A 19,505-nucleotide genomic window follows, 5' to 3' on the forward strand; every position below is an offset into this window, starting at 1 on the left:
CCATGCGTGATTTCACCACCGACCATTCCGCCCTGGCGCTGAACACCGCCAGCCTCGGGCACAACCTCGATGGCCATGGGGCGGGCTGGTCGCCCGAGCGCGTTATCGACGCCTGTGCGGAACGTGGCTTCGGCTCGATCGTCTTCTGGCGCCGCGAGATCGGCTCGCGCGCGATTGAAATCGGCGAACGAGCGCGGGCATGCGGCCTCTCGATTGCCGGTCTCTGCCGCGCACCGTTTCTCGTCGGTGCGGAAGCTGTCGATCGGCAAAGGGTCATCGACGAGGCGAAGTCATCGATCGACATGGCAGCAGGGCTCGGTGCATCGGTGCTGACGATCGTCGTCGGCGGCGTGCATCCGGGAACCAAGGGCACGGGAGAGAGCCTGAAGATCGTCGCCGATCGCGTCGGCGAGATTGCACCCTATGCCGCCGGCCGCAACGTCAAGCTGGCGCTCGAGCCGCTCAATCCTGTTTATGCGGGGAACCGGTCCTGCCTGACGACGCTGCGCGATGCCGTCGATATCTGTGACGTGGTCGGCGCGGCCAATCTCGGCGTCGCCATAGACGTCTACCATGTGTGGTGGGACAGCGAGATCCAAGCCCAGTTGCAGCGCGCGGGCGCCGCGCGGATCTTCGGATATCACCTCTGCGACTGGCTTGCCGACACGCGCGACGTGCTTCTCGATCGCGGCATGATGGGCGATGGGGTCGCTGACCTGAAGACGCTGCGACGGAGCGTCGAAGACGCGGGTTATGCGGGTCCCTGCGAGGTCGAGATCTTTTCCGCAAACAACTGGTGGAAGCGGGACCCGGGCGAAGTCCTCAACGTAATGGTCGAACGCTTCCGCACAATCTGCTGACGATTTGGCTGCTGACGATTTGGGAGGCAAACATGAAGATCCTGGTCACCGTCAAACGGGTCGTTGACTACAACGTCAAGATCCGGGTGAAGGCAGACGGTTCGGGCGTCGAGCTTGCGAACGTGAAGATGTCGATGAACCCCTTCGACGAAATCTCGGTCGAAGAGGCGCTCAGGCTGAAGGAAGCCGGCAAGGCCGAGGAAGTCGTCGTCGTATCCGTCGGTCCGGCCAAGGCCGAAGAGACGCTGCGCACGGCGCTTGCCATGGGGGCGGACCGCGCCATCCTGGTTGAGACCGAAGACCAGGTCGAGCCGCTCGCTGTCGCCAAGATCGTCAAGGGTGTGGCCGAGGCTGAACAGCCGGGCCTGATTATCGTCGGCAAGCAGGCGATCGACGACGATTCGAACCAGACCGGCCAGATGCTGTCCGCGCTGCTCGGCTGGGCGCAAGGGACCTTTGCCTCCAAGGTCGAGATCGGCGACGGCAAGGCAACCGTGACGCGCGAAATCGACGGCGGTCTGCAGACGATCGACATCAAGCTGCCGGCCGTCGTCACCACCGACCTGCGCCTGAACGAGCCGCGCTACGCCTCGCTGCCGAACATCATGAAGGCAAAGAAGAAGCCGCTCGACAAGAAGTCGCCGGCCGACTTCGGCGTCGACACCGCTGCCCGCCTCAAGGTGCTGAAGACCGAGGAGCCGTCGGGCCGCAAGGCCGGCATCAAGGTCAAGTCGGTCGCCGAGCTCGTCGAAAAGCTTAAAGTCGAAGCCGGCGTGCTCTAAGTTCAGCAAAGGGAGATTTTATCATGGCCATTCTTCTTCTGGCTGACCACGACAGCAACCACCTTTCCGACCAGACCGCCAAGGCGCTGAGCGCCGCCTCGAAAATCGCCAGTGGGACTGGAGCCGATGTGCATGTGCTGGTCGCAGGTGCCGGCGCCAAGTCTGCAGCCGAGCAGGCCGCCAAGCTTGCGGGCGTTGCCAAGGTGCTCGTTGCCGAGGACGCGTCGCTTGCCAACAACCTTGCCGAGCCGCTCGCTGCCCTGATCGTCTCGCTCGCTGGCAGCTACGACACGATCGTGAGCGCCGCGACCTCGGTCGGCAAGAACGTCATGCCGCGCGTTGCAGCCCTGCTCGACGTTTCCCAGGTCTCGGAAATCATCGAAGTTGTCTCGTCGGATACCTTCAAGCGTCCGATCTATGCCGGCAACGCCATCCAGACGGTGCAGACGACCGAAGCCAAGCGCGTCATCACCGTGCGCACCGCCTCCTTCGCCTCTGCCGCTGAAGGCGGCTCGGCCGCGATCGAGAGCGTTTCTGCTGCCGCCAACCCCGGTGTTTCCTCCTTCGTCGCCGACGCCCTGTCGTCGTCCGACCGCCCGGAGCTGACGTCCGCCAAGATCATCATCTCGGGCGGTCGCGCGCTCGGTTCTTCCGAGAAGTTCAGGCAAGTGATCCTGCCGGTGGCCGACAAGCTCGGCGCTGCCGTCGGCGCTTCGCGCGCTGCGGTCGATGCCGGCTACGCTCCGAACGACTGGCAGGTTGGCCAGACCGGCAAGGTCGTTGCGCCCGATCTCTACATCGCCTGCGGCATCTCTGGTGCCATCCAGCACCTCGCCGGCATGAAGGACTCGAAGGTCATCGTCGCCATCAACAAGGACGAAGAGGCGCCGATCTTCCAGGTCGCCGACTACGGCCTGGTTGCCGATCTCTTCGACGCTCTGCCGGAACTCGAAAAAGCACTTTGAAGCGAACATGTCCAAGATGAGTGATCCGCCCGAACGCGAGAGCATGGAGTTCGACGTTGTGATCGTGGGTGCGGGACCGGCGGGTCTTGCAGCTGCGATCCGGCTGAAGCAGGTCAATCCGGAGCTTTCGGTTGTCGTGCTCGAAAAGGGCGCCGAAGTCGGTGCGCATATCCTGTCGGGCGCCGTCGTCGATCCCATCGGCATCGACCGGCTGCTGCCGGACTGGCGCGACGAGGCCGACCATCCGTTCAAGACCGAAGTGACGGACGACCACTTCCTGTTCTTAGGACCCGCCGGCTCGATCCGCCTGCCGAACTTCCTGATGCCGCCGCTGATGAACAATCACGGCAACTACATCGTATCGCTCGGCAACGTCTGTCGCTGGCTGGCGACAAAGGCGGAGGAACTCGGCGTCGAGATCTATCCGGGTTTTGCCGCCACCGAAGTGCTCTACAACGACGAGGGTGCGGTCATCGGGGTTGCCACCGGCGACATGGGCATCGAGAGGAACGGCGAACCGGGCCCGAACTTCGCCCGCGGCATGGCGCTGCTCGGCAAATACACGCTGATCGGCGAGGGCGTGCGCGGTTCGCTCGCCAAGCAGCTGATCGCCAAGTTCGATCTTTCCAGGGACAGCGACGTCCAGAAGTTCGGCATCGGCCTGAAAGAGCTCTGGCAGGTCAAGCCCGAGAACCATCGCCCGGGTCTGGTACAGCACTCCTTCGGCTGGCCGCTCGGCATGAAGACCGGTGGCGGCTCGTTCCTCTATCATCTCGAAGACAACATGGTCGCCGTCGGCTTCGTCGTGCACCTCAATTACAAGAACCCCTATCTCTTCCCCTTCGAGGAGTTCCAGCGCTTCAAGACGCATCCGGCGATCCGCGGCACGTTCGAGGGCGGCAAGCGTCTCTCCTACGGCGCGCGTGCGATCACCGAGGGCGGTTACCAGTCGGTACCGAAACTGTCCTTCCCCGGTGGTGCGCTGATCGGCTGTTCGGCCGGTCTCGTCAACGTGCCGCGCATCAAGGGCAGCCACAATGCGGTGCTTTCAGGCATTCTCGCGGCCGAGAAGCTGGCGGCAGCGATTGCTAGTGGCCGCGCCAATGACGAGCCGATCGAGATCGAACGCGGCTGGCGCGACAGCGCCATCGGCCAGGACCTGAAGCGGGTGAGAAACGTCAAGCCGCTGTGGTCGAAGTTCGGCACGGCGATCGGCGTTGGGCTCGGCGGTCTCGACATGTGGACCAACCAGCTGTTCGGCTTCTCCTTCTTCGGCACGCTGAAGCACGGAAAGACCGATGCGCAGTCGCTCGAACCCGCAGCGCAGCACAAGAAGATCGACTATCCAAAGCCGGACGGGGTTCTGACCTTCGACCGGCTGTCCTCGGTGTTCCTGTCGAACACCAACCATGAGGAAGACCAGCCGGTCCATCTCCAGGTGAAGGACATGGATCTGCAGAAGCGCTCCGAGCACGACGTCTATGCCGGTCCGTCGACGCGCTACTGTCCGGCCGGGGTCTACGAATGGGTGGAGAAGGACGGGAAGGACGTCTTCGTCATCAACGCGCAGAACTGCGTGCACTGCAAGACCTGCGACATCAAGGACCCGAACCAGAACATCAACTGGGTGCCGCCACAAGGCGGTGAAGGCCCGGTCTATCCGAACATGTGAGTTCGGGAGGCGGGCCTGCGTCGGCGGCCAGTTTCATCCGATGCTTCGGAACCAAGGCTGGAATTTGGTCTGTCGGCCCTGATATCTGCCCAAAAATCTAGGGCGACGACGCGATTTGCATCGCCGCCTCGGCAGATTTGTCGATCAAGAAAAGTCAGCGACGATTGTTGTTCGATGACAATTTTACGGGACGGTCTGCGTCAATAGGCGGAACCTGAGGGGTTGTTGAGGTTGTGACGCTCGGTTCCTTTCAGGGGCGGGAGGTCGGCTGGGTCTTCGCGTCTTTTCCAACGTCTTTTGCCATTGCGCGGGCAGAAAGCTCACGTGGCTCTTGGCAAGTCCGGAATAAATGAACTCACCGTTGCCGATCCGGATCGCTTTCTCGCGTTGGGGATTGTTTCCAAACAATCGATGAACGGCGGGCTCGAAACCCGAGCCGGAACCGTGCTCCTTGAGGAGGTCCAGCGACTTTTTGTGATCCTTGTAAAGCTGGCGTGCCAACGTTTCCATCTCGGAGCGCTTTTTGAACAAATAGGAAAGCTCCTGAAAAAATTGAAGATGATGACCGGGCGCCAAGGCGATGGAGTTCATTCGAAGGTTCCCCCTTGTTGCCGACGCGTCGGGCTCATAAAACCACCCAATGAATATACATCACAGGTTGAGTTGTTAAACTGCCTGAGCCTTGCGTGAGGGTTGTGCGACAGCTTTGACGTCACGAGCCGGCCGCCAACAATGACATCCTCGAAATGGGCCCCGTCGTATGGTAGGCGCTGTCCAGCTTGCACCTTGACCACGATGCTTTATGCGGTTTCGGAGACGGCAGCTTCGCCAACAACGGTCATTGCACCAGCGACCTTAGAAAACAGCACCAGCTATTGCCACCGACTGACGGTCACCTTAGCAAGTCGCTACAGGCAGGCGAACGTGTAGAAGAGATTTGAATGCTGTATGTGGTGAGGCATGGGCAGACTGAATTCAACGCCGTTGGACGCTGGCAAGGCCAATGCGACTCTTCGCTCACGAATATCGGTCGAGCGCAGGCTTCTCAAGTCGCGGGTATTCTTAGTAGGCAGGGCGTAAACGAAAGTGCCAAGATTGTTTCAAGTCCTTTAGGACGAGCGACCCAGACTGCCCAAATTATCGCTGAGAATTTGGGACTCGTCCATCCTGTGACACTCGATGATCGGCTTAGAGAAGTCGGTATGGGCTCATGGGATGGTCTGACCGACGCAGAGATCGAAGCCAACTGGCCAAACGCCCGAGACCGGCTGGGAACCAATGAATGGTTTTTCCATTCTTCCGACGGGGAGAGTTATGACGAGATGCTGGCCCGTGTTCGGGAAGCTTTGGGTGAATTGATCCTCGACCTTACCGTTCCGAAGATCGTGGTATGCCATGGTGTAACCAGCCGTCTACTCCGGGGCCTTCATTGCGGCCTCAGTAAACGTGAAATGCTAGACTTGGAAGTTCCCCAAAACGCCGCGTTCCGCTTGTCGCTGGCCGGTTCGATTGAGCGACTTAGCTGAGACGTAATTGTCACGCGACGTATCCTGCGCGGCTATCGCCGACAGAAGCCTTTGGGCACATATTACCCGGCCGCAGGAAATTAACTGATGCTGATCATCCCGATCGGTGCGATTGGGATTGCGTGGCCTCCAAGGGACGCGAACGGGCTGCGCCCCCAGACTGGCAGACCTACTCGTCCGAAGGTCCTTTCTCGCTAAGCGTTGAAGATCGTCAGTGCGCAGTCTGCCAACTCGCTGGTCTGCTCGATTATCCGATCGGCACCGGCGGATTCCAACTCCTGCCGACTTCCATATCCCCACAAGACTCCAACAGCGCGAACATTGTTCGCATGTGCGCCGGCGATATCAAAGCGACGGTCGCCGATCATCACGCAGCGATCGCTTGTCAAACCCTCGTGCTGCAGAAGATGACGAATCAACTCGGGTTTGTGATCGATCAATCCGTCGGGCTCGGATCCGTAGATCCCATCGAACTCATCGGAGAGACCATGGTTGGCCAAGATCTGCTTTGCAAAGACAGTTCGTTTCGAGGTAGCAAGAAACAGCCGACCGCCCCGCTGCCGAATGTATGACAGTTGAGCTCGGATCGCAGGGTATAGTTCGCTCAGTTTCAGCCCCCTTTCCCAGTAGTCTCGTCGATAGCCCTCCACCGCCTCAGTGACGCGCGTATCACCATACGGCAAGAGGAGGTAGCGCATCACGTCCTCGATCGGCGGGCCAATGACCGATCCGATATCCAGCGGCTCAATCGGTTCGTGTCCCAATGATCTTAGCGCCGCCTCGCAACTCGCTAAAATCCCGGGCTGGGAATCGATCAAGGTGCCATCCAAATCGAGAAGAATACCGGGGCGATTTTCAATCATTCCAAACCTTTGAAGAGTTTTGTTATCGTATTATCGAAACGCATTTCAAATGCGAGGCCATATTGGTTTTCCTGGGTTCTGGCTGTGCATTTTTGGTAAATTGACAGCACCACTCCCAGAAAGCCAAGCATAATATATCATGTATCATTTGTCATTCTTGCGCAAGCTTGGTTTCATGCGTGACTATGGAGTCGTTGCCGCACAGTTCGCTCCTGCTTGAACGGCTGATTCGCAATGAAGGCCGCGATCTGACAAACGCGATCCTGCTGGAGCGTATCTGAATCTTCAGCGGCCAGGAAACGCGACAACACTGTCCTCGCTGGTGATGTGTGAAGTTCTTGCGAAGAAATCGTCATCGTTGCTTCGTTGAATTGGCGCGCATCTTTCGGCAAGGTGTGAGTGCCCGTATGGTGCGATTCCCGCGCGAAGGACTTACCGCTGTTGATGAAGACGAGCCTCGATCACCTGCCGATAAACAAGCAGCATGAGCTTCGTCGAGCGGTTGAGATTATTTTTGATGAATTTGATGACGCGCTGAAGGGAGGAGAGGCCGATTTCAAGAAACGCGGCCGTATCCTGAAAATCATCCTGTTCGGTTCTTACGCTCGTGGAACTTTCGTTGACGAGCCTCACACCAAGAAGGGCTACCGTTCGGATTTTGACATCCTGGTCATCGTCAACAACAAGAAGCTCAGTGACTCGGCATTTTGGAACCGAGCGAACGATCGATTGATGCGGGATCAAGAGATTGAGACGCCGGTCAGCGTGATCGTGCATGCCTTGCGCGAGGTGAACACGGACCTGAGACGGGGTAGATACTTCTTCGTCGACATCGCGCGCGACGGGATCGCACTCTATGAGCTCGACAGCGAGCCGCTCGCAACGCCTGGGGAAATAAGCCCCGAAATAGCCTGGCGGATGGCGTCCGAATATCTTGCAGATAGACTCCCGCACGCCAAAACCTTCGCCGAAGGCGCCGCATTCTTCATTTCAAAAAGCAGGTACAAAGAAGCTGCGTTTCTACTGCATCAGTCGATCGAGCAGGCCTACGCGACTGCGCTGCTGGTGCTGACGAACTACAGTCCGGCTTCACACAATTTACGTTTCCTTCGCGGCCTTGCTGAGGAGCGTGCTCGCCGCGGCTTCTTCCAATGCTTCCTCGGCCCACTGATTGAGACTCTTTCCCGAAAGTTCGGCAGCCAGAGCAGCTCGGCGGTGCACTTCAGGAGCAACACGAAACATCATCTTGCCAAAATAGGGCTTTTGAGGCTCTTTGCCGATGCTCTTGCAGGCCTCAAGGTAATCATCGACAGCTTCGTGGAATGCCTTCTTCAGTTCACCAACACTGTCCCCGTGAAACCCGACTACGTCAGAAATGCCTGCAATCTTGCCGAAGAACAGTTCGTCCTCCGCGTCGAATTCTATGCGAGCGTGATAACCGTTGTAAGTCATGGTGTTCATAGTTCTACTCCAATTTGCGTCAGGAATTCGCGAGCATCGCGAACCTGATAACGCTTTGCCCCCTTGTCGGGATGAGGACGATGGAAGCTTGCGATTATGCCGTCCTTTTCGAACTTAACGCGCGAGCCGTTTCCTTCGATGACGTTCGCGCCGGGAGCCACAAGCAGGTTTTCTATAGCGGCCCACTCAATGGTTCCCGAGACCGGATCGCCGAATACCGCCGCGAGGGTCTTTTTCTGCTTGCTGTTCATGCTAGCAAATATAGTGGCGCTTGCTATTTCTGCAAGCATTTCTCGATTCCAACGCGATCTGATACGGAGCTCGTCGGAGCTCCGTATCAGCGTGTATCTGTCTAGGTGAGTTGGTAGACGAGTTTGGCTGCGGCAAGATCGGCAAGGCCGGAGCCCACGCTCTTGAAACAGGTGATCTGGTCCGCGTCCGTGCGTACGAACTCGTTGGTGCGACAAAGATCTGCGAGCGTCCCCAAAATAGCGTCTCGACCAATTACGCCGTCGGCAAGCGGCTTGATAAGCTCCCCTGCCTCCTCAAGCGCTACTGCGGTATCGACGTAGATCGACGAGCGGCGCATCACTTCATCATCCGCCTCTCGCATCTCCGGGGTAAAGGCCCCGATGAGATCGACGTGAGTGCCCGGTTTCAGCCACTCACCTCGAATGATGGGTGCAGTTGCAAGCGTTGCGGCACTGACGATGTCGGCGGATTCGATCGCGGTTCTAACGTCTGGCGTGGATTTCGCGGGAAGACCCTGGTCACGGAGGGAAGAGGCGAGGCGGTCGGCTTGTTCGTGATCGATGTCCCAGATGACGATGCGCCGAAGCCGGCGTACAGCTGAGTAGGCGTCCGCGATCAGGCTTCCCACACGACCAGCGCCTATAATGACAAGCGATGAGGCGTCCTCCCGAGAAAGGTATTTGGCCCCAAGTGCTGAGGTTGCCACAGTGCGCCGGCTCGTCAGCGTGTTTCCATCCATGAGGGCCAGTTGCTCTCCGGTGATGGCGTCGTAAAGCATGTATGTCGATACGACAGCAGGCAGCCTACGGTTCATGTTGCCCGGCATAATGGTCACCAGTTTCACGCCGAGAAAACGATCCTCGTCATCGGCGTTGGACCAGGCGGGCATCAAGAGCAACGTACCGTCAGGTTCGCCTTCGCTGCGTAATGTGTGATGGTGGCGCGCAGGTGTCTGGCATCCCTTCGCAAAGCCCCGTTGAAGAGCCGCAACCAATTCCGGGAAGGGAAGTTTTGCGGCGGTCTGTCTGGCGTCTAATAGCAGTGGTTCACCCATATTCGGCTCCTGCTCCGTGGCAGCTTAGAGGGTTGTGATACTTATGTGTGGGTCAACAGCGAATTGGCTCGCCGACTTGCAACTTGGCTCCCCGCATCAAGGTCGCGCTAATCCGCCGCCGTACAAAACGTCGTTAGAACGAACCAATTTGGGGCATAAGTGGCGTTGGCTAAATGGCGCCAGACGCCCTATGGATTAAATCGCCGCTCGACGCGCCTCATCGATATAGAGTTCGCGCAAGCGGGTGGCGATTGGCCCCGGCAGGCCTGTCCCGATCCTTGCGCCGTCGATTTCGACCACGGGCATGACGAAGGAGGATGCCCCAGTGATGAATGCCTCGTCAGCAGCCTTAGCCTCCTCGATTGTGAAGGCCCGCTCGGCGACTTCCATCCGTGCTTCCCTGGCGTAGCGCAACAGCGTGGCGCGCGTGATGCCGTGCAGAATGTCGTTCGATAAGGCTCGAGTGATGATCCTGCCAGACTTGATGATGTAGGCGTTGTTTGCGGTTCCCTCGGTGACGAAGCCGTCCTGTATGAACCAACTGTCATCCGCTCCCGCCTCTTTTGCCATCATCTTGGCCATCGAAGGATAGAGGAGTTGCACCGTCTTGATGTCGCGACGACCCCAGCGCATGTCTGGGACCGAGATAACCTTGATGCCGGTCCTCGCTTGCGGGGCATCCACGAGATTGGCAACCATCTGGGTGAAAAGCACGACCGTCGGCTCGACGTCAGGTGCAGGGAAGGCGAAATCGCGGCGGCCAGGGTTGCCGCGCGATATCTGAAGGTAGACCAGTCCCTCGACAATCTTGTTCCGCTCGACCAACTCGCGGTGGATGTCTAGCAGCACTTGCTGGGACAGCGGATGGCGAATGCCCAATTCGCCGAGCGAGCGTTCAAGACGCGCGGCATGGCCGCCGAAATCAAGCAGCTTGCCATCGACAACCGAGGTCACTTCGTAGACGGCATCGGCAAAGACAAACCCGCGGTCGAAAATCGAGATTCTCGCTTCGGTCTCCGGCAGAAATTCCCCATTCAGATATACAATTCGGCTCAACTGTTTAGCCCTCGCTCGGGTCCACGGTTATCATTCGGAAGACAAGAACATCCCGCGACGGCACATCTAGACGACGAAGCGTATCGCACGTTGGATCTCGAAGTAGTCTTGCGCATTGAAGCGCAACGTCCGTGGCGCGATATGCTCCATGCCGGGGTACCAGCTATTCCTATAGGCGTCCGTCGGATTGGTGTATTCAACGACGAGCTCGAACTCCCCGGCAAGAATCGGCAGCGAGTTGTTGTAGTTTCCCGACAGGGCCTTCTCCACGCCTTCGCGGATCGCGATTACTGCAGCCGCCGGGACCAACGATTTTGTCGCCGGACCAAAGCCTTCACTGGTGGCTAGTGTCGCGATGCCCGGTACCGCGACTTCAGCTTCGGCACACATTCCTGCATCACCGTCGTTCTTCTTCGCGATCCTGACGGCGACCTCCGCGTGATGGGCCTTTTGTGGGGGGCAAATGAGGACGCGGGGCAAGATTATGCCATTGTCTCACTAATCGAGGCTGTCATTCAAGCCCTCAACATAGCCATTTGAGGAGCGGCTTGTCATTGCCGGGGGTTCCTTGGGTGCTTCTGCTTGTATCGTCGGGAAATCCTTAGACGCTGGGCGCTCACGTCGAGGTCCAGTAGCGCCGCGGACAACGGGTGACAATTCGTGAAGCTCAAAACGAGATGCCTGAGTGAGGACGGCGGCTGATGGCGAACACCCGGTCCAGTTCCTCCGCAACTTCGAGGGAGACTACCCGAATGCGATCCGAAGCCGCCAGAAGTGACGCCTGCTGTGCGCCAAATATCAACGTGGTCAGTTCCGCAATGGTCACATGAGCCTCCGGCCGCTCACGGCTTCGCGCTGTTCCTTCAGGACCGAGGGACCAGAGACCACCATTGTCGGGGAATAGATCGTCTTCGACAGCAATTGTTACTTGCCGGGTCCCGCCAAAGCGGCGTGCGGAGAGCAGAGTCTCGAGGTCGAGAGGGCGTATCCAGCTTTCATCACGCTGGCTGGATATTTCCAGTGTTCTCGGGTTGTGCAGAAGTAGCGGTAAAGGATCATCGATCGGCCGGGACGGAAAAATGGCGCGGTGCAGGATATCCTGCGCGAAGAGATGACCAATCAGGGCCCGCCAGGCTTCGTCGTCATGCGCGACGAGATCATCGATGATCACGGTACGACGTGCCGAAGTGAACCAATTGTCTGAGGACTCGATATGAAAGCGCAAGTAGCCGCGCTCATTGCCTTCCGGGCCGAAGACAACGGCGTGGTGGGGCGTTGTGCCGTGATGCGAGCGGTATTCCTGTATGGCCCACCAGCCGTCCCAGCGGGACAACGTTGCGGCACGCGGCGTCAAATCGGCATCGGCCACCTGTCGAAACAATGGGAAGCTCTCGCGAGCATCGACGATGCGAAGACCTTCGCGTGGCGTGGCGATGGCCAGATCGGCGCGGGTCAGGTCGAGATCGTGTTGGACCGACCATGAGGCGACGCCATAACCGTATCGGCCATAGATACCCGTGTCAGATGCCCTTAGTCCTGCGACGACATAGCCTTCCGCACGGGCACGGCGAAGCTGCTCGACGAGGAGCAGGCGCGCGACGCCGCGACGTGTCGCGACCGGCGAGACGCCGACATGCGTGACGGCGAGGTGCCGCACACGCCGACCGCCAGGAAGGGCGACTGACGAATCGTATCCATTGACGACGCCTCGAAGGACATCGTCCTCAAAGCCGCCGAGCGGTTTGCCTTCTGCCAGAAACCGCGCTTCGGTTTCGGGGTTGTTGCGACCAAAATCGCCGATTCCAAGCAGCGCCTGTCGAAACACGGCAAAAGCCTTCCGGCGGTCTTCGTCACCGTGCAGCGATCGGATATCCAGGCGTGAGCTGTCAGGAGACGAGACCGTTGAGAGCGATTGCATATGCCCCTCCTTGATTTGCGAGAATTCGGGAGCGAGACGACCTCGCGCCTTCAGAAGGGCGGCCGCACCCTCGCCGAAATGCCAGGCCTCCTCAAGATGAGGCTGGCCGGAGAGGATGAAGTGGTCGAAACCGACGCGATGATAGGCTTCTATCAGGTCGGCAACCTGTGCATGGCTGCCGACAAGTGCGGTACCCGCGCCGCCGCGCACGAGGCCGTAACCGGACCAGAGGCCGGGGTAGATTTCCAGATCACGCGCCGAAGCCGGCAAACCTTCACGACCCGCATGAAGTGCAGACATCTGGCTCTGCGCGACAGATTCGGACTTGGCCAGGAGCTCGCGAGCTTTTCGCACGCGATCCGGCGAAAGCCAGAAAAGAAGTTTGTCGGCGACGGCCCAGGCTTCCTCCTCGGTGTCGCGTGAAATGACGTGCAACCGTACGCCGAAGCGCAGGGAGCGTCCTTTGGCAGCAGCACGAGCTTTTAGCAGTGCGATGTTTTCAGCCTCGAGTGTCGGCGGGCGACCCCATACCAGATACACGTCGGCCTGACTGGTAGCGACCTCCTGAGCTGCCGGGCTTGCGCCGCCAAAGAAGATCTGAGGCAGGCCGTACGGGGCGGGGTCTATACTGGCTTCGCGGATGTCATAATGTTTGCCTCCGAAAGAGAACGGCTGGTCGGCAGATGCTGATGTCACACCCCGCACCACCGAAAGAAATTCCTCTGTCCTCTCATAGCGGGCATCATGATCCAGATGGTCGCCGAAACGAGCCTGCTCGAAACGATCGCCACCCGTGACAACATTGAGAAGCAGCCGTCCACCGGTCATTCTCTGAAAGGTCGCCGCCTGATGTGCGACCAGCGTCGGCGATATGAGGCCGGGCCGGAAGGCGACGAGGAACTTCAGCCGTTTCGTTTCGTGGGCAAGAGCAGCGGTGGTAATCCAGGCATCTTCGCACCATGTGCCGGTCGGCGTCAGAACAGCATGGAAAGGCTGCTCCTCCGCGGCGCGTGCCACCTCGCCGAGATATGCAAGGGTCGGTGCACGGAAGCCGCCCGAAAATTCCACGACGTGACTATCGTTTCCCGAGCCTGTCAGGCCCCGGCTGTCGCCATTCGTCGGCAGATACCAATGGAGTTGGATATTGCCGCTCATGCCGCATCCTTCCCATTGGCGATGGCCAAATAGCATTGCCTATCTGCAAAGAGGCTTCCACGCCCGATAGTCGAGAGGGGAGGCGCTTTTCCCAGATAGTCAGTTGCGGGCGGACGCGGCGGCCCGAACAGTGCATCCATCAAATACAAAGCACGGTTGTTCGAAAGTTCATTCAATGCCATCAAGTTAATCCAAAGCCTATAAACTTTATAGACTATGATATGAAAATTGACGCTTGGCGTGGTCAATCCGTTCCAAAAGCGGATTCGCTGAGGAAAATCGTTCTCCATTCCATCTTGGAATCCCCTAGGTCGCACGAGCCACGCGGGTCGCCATTTAGGCAAAGAGGCCACGGGTTCTGGGTGGTACACACCCCCTAAATCGCATTGATTTTCTGTCGAAACCTAAATTCTGACAGGGTATTTTCTCCGGAGGTGGCCGAAATTGGAACGTCAACGCGTTCCAATAATCTATAAAACTTATAGAAATAGTGATAATTCAAACCGAGGCAAACCCTATGCTTGATACCGTCCTTTCGCGATCCGCCAAGCGGGCCGCCATTCCTCTCCTTGCCGCCTACACCGCTCTTAGCGCTCCGGCTTTGGCCGATGAGCCGAAGTTCGGCGGCATCCTTCGCATTGCCTCGCTGGAATCCGATCTCGACGCTTTCGATCCCCTAACCGGCTATAGCGTTGAATCCTGGGAAATCTTGCGCGCGACGACACGTCAGCTCGTCACCTATCCTGGTTCGCCGATCGGTCTCAAGGAAGATACGACTTTGGTGCCGGATCTGGCCAAGTCCTGGGATGTCAGCCCGGACGGGAAGACCTATACGTTTCACCTGAAAGAGGACATTTTCTTTTCGGGATCTACCGAGCGTAAGATCGTGGCCGGTGATTTTGTCTATGGCATAAAGCGCTTCTGTGACCCTAACAAGCAGGTCGCGGCCATCAACTATTTCAATCTCGTGTTGTCGGGTTTTGTTGAATACTGCAAGGAATTTGCCAAGGTACCGACCGGGGATCTGGCCGCAAGCAAGGCCTTCATCGATAGTCATGAAATCTCCGGTGTATCCGCGCCGGATGACAAAACCCTTGTGATCCGTTCCGATACCAAGAACTATGACTTCCTCAATATTCTCTCGATGAATTTCGTATCGCCGGTCGCACCCGAAATCGCGTCGAAATACTTTCCGGATTCACTGGAATCGCGCAAGAATTTGCCGTCGAGCGGCCCATATTATGTCGCCTCTTACGATCAGGGGCAAAAACTGGTTTTGAAGAAAGCCGCGAACTTCAAACCGGAATCGGACGAAGCCCGCAAGGCCTATGTGGATGAGATTCATGTCGATTTCACCGCCAACAGCGAAGACGCCATCGTCCAGAAGATCCAGGCCGGCGAAGCAGACCTTTCGCTCTATCTCGACACTCCACCGCGTGGCACCATCCGGCAATATGTATCGAGTAATAGCCCGTATATACACGCGACAAACAGCGGCTCGGCCAACTTCATTACCATAAACGCGCAGAAGAATGTCACCAGCGAGGGTATCGAGGCCTTGCGCAAGCCTGAAGTGCGCCAAGCCCTGTCCTATGCCGTCAATCGTGCCCATCTGGTTCAATCGCAAGGCGGATCGATCGCGGCAGTCCCTCTGTCGCAAATCATCACGTCTACGATTTCCGGCTACGAACAGTTCGACCCATATCCGACTGAGAGTAACAAGGGAAATCCAGAAAAAGCCAAAGAACTTCTGGCGAAGGCCGGCTACCCCAACGGCATCACCCTCGATGCGCTCTATCGCACGAACGCACAGGGTGAAACGATCGCAGTAGCTCTGAAGGAGGATCTGGCGGCTGCGGGCATCACGCTGAACCTGATCCCTGCGCCTGCAAGTGAATGGCGTGCTTATATTCAGGATCCGGAATCGCGTTGGGACGTTTTCCTGAATGGAAGCTTTTCACCCGACTGGCAGGGCCCAAGCACGAGAATGCTGCTCGGTGGCTGGCTGAACTCGGACGCATCGCCCTGCGGCCCCGGAAATGTTTACGCGATTTGCTACAGCAATCCCGAGTTGAACAAGCTCGCGGCCGAAGCTTATCCCTCCGATAACCCCAGCCCACTCTGGACGAAAGCAGACAAGATCGTCTCGACTGATCTGCCTTGGATCCCTCTTTTCGAAAAGCGCAAAATCGCCATCACCTCTGATCGCATCAGCCATTGGGTGTGGTCGTCGCTCGCAGTGCAGGCCGATATCACCAATATCGCTTTGAAAAACTGAAGTTCGTCGCGGGATGTCCGTCTTCTCAGTAGATGATCTGCGCGTTCGCTTTGGCAATGTCCAGGCGGTGAGGGGCGTCTCCTTTGACGTCGAAGCCGGCAAGACACTTGCCATTGTGGGGGAATCCGGATCAGGAAAGAGCGCCAGCCTCCTCGGTGCAACCGGGCTTTTGCCCGGTTCCGCCGCGGTGGAGGGAAGCGTTCTTCATCGCGGCCAGGAAATCCTCGGCTTATCCGACAGCAAATTGCGAAAGATACGCGGTGCGAAGATCGGCTTCGTCTTTCAAGATCCGCTTAGCAACCTCCATCCCCTGAAGACGATCGGTGAGCAGATCGGCGAGGCGATCTCGGTCCATCAGAAAGTAACTCGCAGGGAAAAACGCGAGCGCGTGCTGGCACTTCTCGATGATGTCGGCATAGCCGGCCCGCAGGCGCGGTTCTCGGATTACCCGCGTCACCTTTCCGGCGGAATGCGCCAGCGCGTGATGATTGCCATCGCCATCGCGCTTGATCCTGGCCTGATCATTGCAGACGAACCAACGACGGCTCTCGACGTAACCGTTCAGGCCGCAGTCCTCGATCTCCTCAAACGTCTGCAGGAGGAGCATGGAACGGCATTGATTTTCGTGAGCCACGACCTGGCGGTCGTGTCTGACATTGCCGACGATGTGGTCGTCATGCGTGACGGGATCATCGTAGAAAAAGCACCTGCAAACGACATCTATCTCCGGCCACGGAAGGACTACACCCGGGAACTGTTAGGAGCGGCCCGTCTCGGCGGCCCCAAGGTTTATGCAAGAGGTAAGGGGTGGGAGGCAGCTCGTCCACTCCTCAATGTGAATGCCGTCGCGCGTTCCTTCGCGTCCCGCTCTGTGCTCGATGACGTCTCCTTCACAATTGGGGAAGGTGAGATCCTCGGTCTCGTCGGAGAGTCCGGATCCGGGAAATCAACCATAGGGCGCCTGATCGCCGGTCTGGACCGGCCCGACGCGGGCCATATCAGCTTGAAGGGGAGAGATTATTCCCGACCAGGTGCCAGCGGCAACCTATTACAGGGCGATTTGCGAAAATCCATCCAGGTGGTGTTCCAGGATCCTTATGCCAGTCTCAATCCAAGGCGACGTGTCGAGGCAATCCTTTCTGATCCTTTCCTCATTCATGGTACGGTCGACAGGGCGGAGTTGCGCGAAACCGTGAAGCAGCTGGTCACCGATGTCGAACTGCCCCATGACATTCTGGATCGGCTGCCCTCGCAATTGTCCGGGGGCCAACGGCAGCGTGTTGCCATTGCGCGGGCGATCGCTCTGCGTCCTTCGCTGATCGTTGCCGACGAGCCTGTGTCGGCCCTCGACATCACCACCCAGGCAAGGATCATCAGGCTGCTCGCTCGCCTTCGTGACAAACTCGGCGTCTCCTTTCTGTTCATCTCTCATGATCTCGGCGTCGTCGGAGAGCTTTGCGACAGAGTGATCGTGCTGGAAAAAGGCCAGATCGTCGAGGCTGGCCGGACACCGCAGGTCTTCGAACGCCCGGTCCATGCCTATACCCGCCGGCTGCTTGCATCCATTCCAGGGCGCAAGCGTCTTCCTGCAGATGCGGAGCTAGAGGACGCCATCTATGGCTGACACCATTCCCTCCCCCGTCGCACTGGCGCTTGCCGCTCAATCGCCGTCGCCGACCATCCTTCTTCTGAAGCGTCTGTGGCGCGAGCGCGCAGCGCGCACTGGCGCTGTCATTGTTGGTTTCGTGCTGCTGGCGGCCTTGTCGGCGCCGTTGGTCAGCAATCTTCTGGGGCATGGTCCCATGCAGCAGTTTGAAGATACTGCACTGGATGAAATGGGGTTGCCCATCGGCCCGACGCTCGATTTCCCGCTCGGAGCCGATGGGAATGGTCGCGATGTTTTCGTCAGAACCCTCTATGGCGCGCAGGTCTCACTGATCGTCGGTATACCGGCGACAACGATCGCGATGATCATCGGTACGGCCATCGGCCTCGTTAGCGGTTTTTTTGCGGGCCGAACGGATCGTGTCATTTCGCAAGGTATCGACGTCGCTTTGTCCTTTCCCTTCGTTGTGACCGCACTCAGCCTTCTGGCGCTCAACCGCGGCGGAACCGGTCAGCCGATCGTTCCGCCTGTCGTCGTGGTCATCACCATCATTGCCCTGTTTTCCTGGGCCTATTTCGCACGCCTCACGCGGGGTCTGGTGCTGGAATTGCGTACAAGTCCGATGGTGGAGGCTTCGCGCACGATTGGGGCGTCGTGGGTGCGGATCATATGGTTTGATATCCTGCCGAATATCCTGCCAACGGTTTTCGTCTATTGGGCTGTGCAACTGCCCGCTAACATTGTTGCAGAGGCGACCCTTTCCTTTCTCGGTGTCGGCATCCAGGCACCGATGCCGAGCTGGGGCAATATGATCGCCGAAGCGCAGCGAACGTCCCTCTATCAGGATCAGCCGTGGTTTCTGGCTGGTCCCGGGCTCGCTCTGTTCCTGACTGTTGTGGGCTTCAATACGTTGAGCGCGGGCATGAGAAACGTGCTCGACCCAAATCGCACACGGACCTGAGACCATGGCAAAACAGTTTTTCAGCGTTGTCTTGCGATCGATCTCGACGCTGGTCATCGTTCTCATTCTGTCATTCTTCATCACTCGGATCGCCTATCGTAACCCGGCTGCGATGCTTGCTCCGCGCAACGCAACGCAGGAGTCGATCGACGCCGTTGCGCGTGCGCTGCGCCTAGATGAACCCTGGTATTTGCAGCTGTGGTATTATCTGTTCCGCGGTCCGGATATCCAGGGCGCACCGATGGGATTGATGCACTGGCCGCCGGCTCTTGGCTTTTCATTTCGCAAGCAGGCACCTGTTACAGACCTTATTCTGGCAAAGGCGCCAGTGACCCTCTCTCTGGCACTTGGCGCATTGGTGATCTGGATGACGATCGCCATCATTTCCGGGGTTGTAGCAGCACGCTGGCAAGGCAGGCTCATTGATCATGTGCTCGCCTTTCTCGCCTATGTCGGTCTTTCGGTTCCGACGTTCCTCAGCGGAATCCTGATCTCCTATTTCTTGTTCTTCCAACTGTCGAACTACGGCATATTCTGGTTCCCGAGCAGCGGCTATGTTCCGTTCAGCGACGACCCGCTGAAATGGGCGCGGCATCTGGCGCTTCCGTGGGCCACGCTCGCGATTGCCGAGATCGGGATTTTCCAGCGTATCGTCAGGGCCAGCATGCTTGATGTGCTGGGGCATGATTTCATCCGCACGGCACGCGCCAAGGGCGTTCCCGAACGTCGCATCTATTTCTCCCATGCTCTGAAATCGGCTCTAAATCCCATACTAACACTCGGCGGACTGGAACTCGCCGCGATTATGGGCGGTGCAATCGTGACCGAGACGATCTTCGGGCTGGATGGGGTCGGACGTATGGCGATCGCCGCCGCGCTAGAGGGTGATTTCCCCGTCGTCATCGGTACGACCATCTTTGCCGCCTCCGCCTTCATCATCACAACCCTTGCCGTCGATCTTTTCGCGCAGTGGCGCGATCCAGCCAACCGGAACTGACCAATTCACACAATCCGATCATCCCTTTAGGGGCAGCAAACTCCAGGCATCCCTCGCGACCGCGATCGAGCAAGCCCTGAAGACATCTGTCCCACAATC

Annotated in this window: 18 protein-coding genes and 1 pseudogene; 10 read left to right on the forward strand and 9 right to left on the reverse strand. The window is 58.3% G+C overall.

Features of this window, described 5'->3' with window-relative positions; all coding sequences use genetic code 11:
- Positions 1 to 2 precede the first annotated feature (2 nt).
- The 4 genes from IB279_RS18785 to IB279_RS18800 are packed head-to-tail and all read left to right on the forward strand — an operon-like array spanning position 3 to position 4,279.
- Positions 3 to 860, forward strand: coding sequence for a sugar phosphate isomerase/epimerase (locus IB279_RS18785; protein ID WP_192339507.1), 858 nt, complete (start codon positions 3 to 5; stop codon positions 858 to 860).
- 32 nt (positions 861 to 892) lie between these two features.
- Positions 893 to 1,642 (forward strand): electron transfer flavoprotein subunit beta/FixA family protein, encoded by a 750-nt coding sequence (locus tag IB279_RS18790; protein ID WP_192339509.1) that lies wholly within the window; start codon positions 893 to 895, stop codon positions 1,640 to 1,642.
- Positions 1,643 to 1,665: 23 nt separating this feature from the next.
- Positions 1,666 to 2,607: an electron transfer flavoprotein subunit alpha/FixB family protein gene (locus IB279_RS18795; RefSeq protein ID WP_192339511.1), complete on the forward strand. Its 942-nt coding sequence runs from the start codon at positions 1,666 to 1,668 to the stop codon at positions 2,605 to 2,607.
- Positions 2,608 to 2,614: 7 nt separating this feature from the next.
- A complete protein-coding gene (locus IB279_RS18800; protein WP_192339513.1) occupies positions 2,615 to 4,279 on the forward strand; it encodes an electron transfer flavoprotein-ubiquinone oxidoreductase in 1,665 nt (554 codons plus the stop codon).
- A gap of 183 nt (positions 4,280 to 4,462) precedes the next feature.
- Here IB279_RS18800 and IB279_RS18805 read toward each other — a convergent pair whose 3' ends face one another.
- Entirely contained in the window at positions 4,463 to 4,870 is a 408-nt protein-coding gene (locus tag IB279_RS18805; RefSeq protein ID WP_113187255.1) for a hypothetical protein, read from the reverse strand.
- A gap of 350 nt (positions 4,871 to 5,220) precedes the next feature.
- On the opposite strand from IB279_RS18805, the gene IB279_RS18810 reads away from it, so the two are divergent.
- A complete protein-coding gene (locus IB279_RS18810) occupies positions 5,221 to 5,805 on the forward strand; it encodes a histidine phosphatase family protein (RefSeq protein ID WP_113505503.1) in 585 nt (194 codons plus the stop codon).
- A 194-nt stretch (positions 5,806 to 5,999) separates the two neighbouring features.
- Here IB279_RS18810 and IB279_RS18815 read toward each other — a convergent pair whose 3' ends face one another.
- Positions 6,000 to 6,668 carry an HAD hydrolase-like protein gene (locus tag IB279_RS18815; RefSeq protein ID WP_113187257.1) on the reverse strand — a complete coding sequence of 223 codons (669 nt, stop codon included), beginning with the start codon at positions 6,666 to 6,668 and terminating at the stop codon, positions 6,000 to 6,002.
- A gap of 444 nt (positions 6,669 to 7,112) precedes the next feature.
- On the opposite strand from IB279_RS18815, the pseudogene IB279_RS18820 reads away from it, so the two are divergent.
- Positions 7,113 to 7,808, forward strand: a pseudogene (locus IB279_RS18820) (nucleotidyltransferase and HEPN domain-containing protein); the annotation flags it as partial.
- Here the strand turns inward: IB279_RS18820 and IB279_RS18825 are convergent.
- The 7 genes from IB279_RS18825 to IB279_RS18860 form a co-directional block, all read right to left on the reverse strand.
- Positions 7,767 to 8,129 (reverse strand): type II toxin-antitoxin system HicB family antitoxin, encoded by a 363-nt coding sequence (locus IB279_RS18825; RefSeq protein WP_113187258.1) that lies wholly within the window; start codon positions 8,127 to 8,129, stop codon positions 7,767 to 7,769. The pseudogene IB279_RS18820 and the gene IB279_RS18825 sit on opposite strands and share 42 nt — an antisense overlap.
- Positions 8,126 to 8,380: a type II toxin-antitoxin system HicA family toxin gene (locus IB279_RS18830; RefSeq protein ID WP_113187280.1), complete on the reverse strand. Its 255-nt coding sequence runs from the start codon at positions 8,378 to 8,380 to the stop codon at positions 8,126 to 8,128. The genes IB279_RS18825 and IB279_RS18830 overlap by 4 nt, the downstream gene beginning before the upstream one ends.
- Positions 8,381 to 8,481: 101 nt before the next feature.
- Positions 8,482 to 9,435, reverse strand: coding sequence for an ornithine cyclodeaminase family protein (locus IB279_RS18835; protein ID WP_113187259.1), 954 nt, complete (start codon positions 9,433 to 9,435; stop codon positions 8,482 to 8,484).
- A gap of 195 nt (positions 9,436 to 9,630) precedes the next feature.
- Positions 9,631 to 10,491, reverse strand: a complete 861-nt coding sequence (locus IB279_RS18840; protein ID WP_113187260.1) for a D-amino-acid transaminase — start codon at positions 10,489 to 10,491, stop codon at positions 9,631 to 9,633.
- Between the two features lie 66 nt (positions 10,492 to 10,557).
- Complete coding sequence (locus IB279_RS18845; RefSeq protein WP_192339515.1) at positions 10,558 to 10,881, reverse strand: M55 family metallopeptidase; 324 nt, start codon at positions 10,879 to 10,881, stop codon at positions 10,558 to 10,560.
- Between the two features lie 277 nt (positions 10,882 to 11,158).
- Positions 11,159 to 13,564 (reverse strand): LLM class flavin-dependent oxidoreductase, encoded by a 2,406-nt coding sequence (locus tag IB279_RS37255; protein WP_246802017.1) that lies wholly within the window; start codon positions 13,562 to 13,564, stop codon positions 11,159 to 11,161.
- Entirely contained in the window at positions 13,561 to 13,854 is a 294-nt protein-coding gene (locus IB279_RS18860; RefSeq protein WP_162765955.1) for a hypothetical protein, read from the reverse strand. Before IB279_RS18860 ends, IB279_RS37255 begins: the two co-directional genes overlap by 4 nt.
- A gap of 227 nt (positions 13,855 to 14,081) precedes the next feature.
- On the opposite strand from IB279_RS18860, the gene IB279_RS18865 reads away from it, so the two are divergent.
- The 4 genes from IB279_RS18865 to IB279_RS18880 are packed head-to-tail and all read left to right on the forward strand — an operon-like array spanning position 14,082 to position 19,406.
- Positions 14,082 to 15,842: an ABC transporter substrate-binding protein gene (locus IB279_RS18865; RefSeq protein ID WP_113189753.1), complete on the forward strand. Its 1,761-nt coding sequence runs from the start codon at positions 14,082 to 14,084 to the stop codon at positions 15,840 to 15,842.
- Between the two features lie 13 nt (positions 15,843 to 15,855).
- The gene (locus IB279_RS18870; RefSeq protein ID WP_192339517.1) at positions 15,856 to 17,466 is read left to right on the forward strand and encodes an ABC transporter ATP-binding protein; all 1,611 of its coding nucleotides are present in this window, start codon (positions 15,856 to 15,858) and stop codon (positions 17,464 to 17,466) included.
- Positions 17,459 to 18,409 carry an ABC transporter permease gene (locus IB279_RS18875; RefSeq protein WP_113189751.1) on the forward strand — a complete coding sequence of 317 codons (951 nt, stop codon included), beginning with the start codon at positions 17,459 to 17,461 and terminating at the stop codon, positions 18,407 to 18,409. Before IB279_RS18870 ends, IB279_RS18875 begins: the two co-directional genes overlap by 8 nt.
- Before the next feature lie 4 nt (positions 18,410 to 18,413).
- Positions 18,414 to 19,406 (forward strand): ABC transporter permease, encoded by a 993-nt coding sequence (locus IB279_RS18880; protein WP_113189750.1) that lies wholly within the window; start codon positions 18,414 to 18,416, stop codon positions 19,404 to 19,406.
- The last annotated feature ends 99 nt before the right edge of the window (positions 19,407 to 19,505 follow it).

It is taken from the genome of Ensifer sp. ENS06 (genome assembly GCF_014852205.1).
Lineage (GTDB): Bacteria > Pseudomonadota > Alphaproteobacteria > Rhizobiales > Rhizobiaceae > Ensifer > Ensifer adhaerens.

What these genes read in the sequence shown, in the direction of transcription:
- IB279_RS18785 (WP_192339507.1), top strand. Translation starts at nt 3, where the DNA reads ATGCGTGATTTCACCACCGACCATTCCGCCCTGGCGCTGAACACCGCC.
- IB279_RS18790 (WP_192339509.1), top strand. Translation starts at nt 893, where the DNA reads ATGAAGATCCTGGTCACCGTCAAACGGGTCGTTGACTACAACGTCAAG.
- IB279_RS18795 (WP_192339511.1), top strand. Translation starts at nt 1,666, where the DNA reads ATGGCCATTCTTCTTCTGGCTGACCACGACAGCAACCACCTTTCCGAC.
- IB279_RS18800 (WP_192339513.1), top strand. Translation starts at nt 2,615, where the DNA reads ATGTCCAAGATGAGTGATCCGCCCGAACGCGAGAGCATGGAGTTCGAC.
- IB279_RS18805 (WP_113187255.1), bottom strand. Translation starts at nt 4,870, where the DNA reads ATGAACTCCATCGCCTTGGCGCCCGGTCATCATCTTCAATTTTTTCAG.
- IB279_RS18810 (WP_113505503.1), top strand. Translation starts at nt 5,221, where the DNA reads ATGCTGTATGTGGTGAGGCATGGGCAGACTGAATTCAACGCCGTTGGA.
- IB279_RS18815 (WP_113187257.1), bottom strand. Translation starts at nt 6,668, where the DNA reads ATGATTGAAAATCGCCCCGGTATTCTTCTCGATTTGGATGGCACCTTG.
- IB279_RS18825 (WP_113187258.1), bottom strand. Translation starts at nt 8,129, where the DNA reads ATGAACACCATGACTTACAACGGTTATCACGCTCGCATAGAATTCGAC.
- IB279_RS18830 (WP_113187280.1), bottom strand. Translation starts at nt 8,380, where the DNA reads ATGAACAGCAAGCAGAAAAAGACCCTCGCGGCGGTATTCGGCGATCCG.
- IB279_RS18835 (WP_113187259.1), bottom strand. Translation starts at nt 9,435, where the DNA reads ATGGGTGAACCACTGCTATTAGACGCCAGACAGACCGCCGCAAAACTT.
- IB279_RS18845 (WP_192339515.1), bottom strand. Translation starts at nt 10,881, where the DNA reads ATGTGTGCCGAAGCTGAAGTCGCGGTACCGGGCATCGCGACACTAGCC.
- IB279_RS37255 (WP_246802017.1), bottom strand. Translation starts at nt 13,564, where the DNA reads ATGAGCGGCAATATCCAACTCCATTGGTATCTGCCGACGAATGGCGAC.
- IB279_RS18860 (WP_162765955.1), bottom strand. Translation starts at nt 13,854, where the DNA reads ATGGAGAACGATTTTCCTCAGCGAATCCGCTTTTGGAACGGATTGACC.
- IB279_RS18865 (WP_113189753.1), top strand. Translation starts at nt 14,082, where the DNA reads ATGCTTGATACCGTCCTTTCGCGATCCGCCAAGCGGGCCGCCATTCCT.
- IB279_RS18870 (WP_192339517.1), top strand. Translation starts at nt 15,856, where the DNA reads ATGTCCGTCTTCTCAGTAGATGATCTGCGCGTTCGCTTTGGCAATGTC.
- IB279_RS18875 (WP_113189751.1), top strand. Translation starts at nt 17,459, where the DNA reads ATGGCTGACACCATTCCCTCCCCCGTCGCACTGGCGCTTGCCGCTCAA.
- IB279_RS18880 (WP_113189750.1), top strand. Translation starts at nt 18,414, where the DNA reads ATGGCAAAACAGTTTTTCAGCGTTGTCTTGCGATCGATCTCGACGCTG.